Source organism: Dysgonomonas sp. HGC4, assembly GCF_001261715.1.
In the GTDB taxonomy this organism is placed as follows: Bacteria; Bacteroidota; Bacteroidia; order Bacteroidales; family Dysgonomonadaceae; genus Dysgonomonas_A.
In genome coordinates, this window is sequence record NZ_CVRU01000120.1 from 1 (window position 1) to 1,887 (window position 1,887).

Below are 1,887 nucleotides of genomic sequence, written 5' to 3' on the forward strand. Positions count from 1 at the left end.
TGGCCTACTGTTCTTGATGTCGCAGAAAGCCAAACGGTGATTTCTATCGAGGGAGTTTTCAATCGAATTAAACAGATTTATAAGGTTATACCTACGGCTGACATTTCCATCGATGCTAACCACCGTTATATACTCAAAGTAAAGAGAGTCAAATTGGACCGTATCGAATTCAATATTGTAGCAGCTGACTGGAACGATGCAAAAGATATACTAGGAGAGCCAACTATTGGTGCGGTTACTTTTTCGGTTTTAAGCAATCCTACTGTTGGTACAGGAGGTGTGTTTAATGCATCGGCATTGGACGGTAATGTTACCAATTACGAGGGATCGGGTGCTACAGGCACAGCAGTATTGGAGATCACTACCTCTTCTTACTATAGCGGTGCTAGTGATTACAGAGTAACGAACAACAATGGTACGAACAATTCCGGATCGGATATTACTGTTACCAAATCCGAAACTGTTACCTATGCAGGAGCAGTTTATAACACTGTTTATACGATTACGATCCCTCAGCAAACAAGTCCTGTTGACAGAAAGATAACCATCGCCAGTGTCGCTGACTCTAATAACAGGAAAGAGATCGTTATCAAGGCAGTTCCTAATTACTTTTCTACGTCTTATAAGCCAGTCCTGTTGGGAGGTATATATTGGGCACCTGTCAACGTAGGCGCTATCTATCTCGATTATGCTGCTACTCTGACTTCTTGTGGGCTTCTCTACCAGTGGGGACGCAGTTACGGTTCAGTATATGGAGTCAGTGGTGGTGATATTCAAAAAGGTCCTGTTTCTCTAGTCAATGTTAATGGAATATATGCTAATAATTTTATCACATCCTTCGATAACTGGTTATATGTAGACGGTTCCACTACTACCCAGGCAGATGCTGATGCTTTGTGGACTGGAGCTAATGCCCAGGGTCCTTGTCCTGCGGGATGGAGACTTCCGACCTCAACTGAATTGGACGTAATCGTCTCTAGGGGGAGTTTTAGTGGTAGTCGTTTATCTGTCCCTGGTGACGAGGCAGGGCAAACGCTTTACTTGCCAGCCGCAGGCTACCGGGATAATTTTTCGGGAGCTTTTTACGGTCAGGGCACGAGTGGTCGCTATTGGTCGTCTACAATAGACGGTACGCGTGTCCTCATGTGGGACTTTAACGCTAGTCATGCGATCACTCGTGCCACCGGTTTATCTGTACGCTGTGTCCAAGAGTAAGGGAGGCATGGACCGCATTTGATAAAAGAGAAATTTCCTCCGTGCATTTGCATGGAGGATTATCGACCTCCATAGCTTTTAAAGTAGTTTTAATTGATAGGCTAAGCCGGATGATGGGATTTCAAAGGATGTTTTCGGTTGTCAAATAGGTACTATCAGGACAAAAATAGGTAACGTTATTTAAATAGCTATTATTTCTCTTTGTTGTTATTTTGTATTGGTATTACATTTTAGACTATTGTATCTATCAATGACGATATAATACAATAATAAATAAAAGCATATACTGTTTCAAATATAACTCTGCATATATAAAAAAGAAAGATATAAAAGATTATGAAAGAAGCATCTAGATTACGATTGCTTAATAAGCAATACCGGGGATTTTTGTTTTTTGTGTTCATCGTTTTTATGTCTTCCTGTCAGGAGGATGAGGGGTATCAACACACAGTATATAAAAAGGTAAGCTTATCGGTCTCAATGCCTCAGACATATGCCACTTCCTCAGCCTCAGTCTGGGAATCCTCCATTCATACGGTTGACGTTCTGGTCTTTGAGTCTTCGACAGATAATCCGGTAGTTACCGCTTCGGGCGTCTATGATGGCAACTGTACTTTTCTTTACCGTTCAGAAGGAGATTATAGCGCTGGCAGTTCCTCCGGGGGGACTATA

At 42.1% G+C, this 1,887-nt stretch carries 1 protein-coding gene and 1 pseudogene; both read left to right on the forward strand.

Going from position 1 to position 1,887, the window contains the following annotated elements; genetic code table 11:
- Positions 1–1,215, forward strand: a pseudogene (locus HGC4_RS12560) (fibrobacter succinogenes major paralogous domain-containing protein); the annotation flags it as partial.
- A 411-nt stretch (positions 1,216–1,626) separates the two neighbouring features.
- The coding region (locus HGC4_RS18690; protein WP_157258274.1) for a hypothetical protein at positions 1,627–1,887 on the forward strand (261 nt) is incomplete at its 3' end.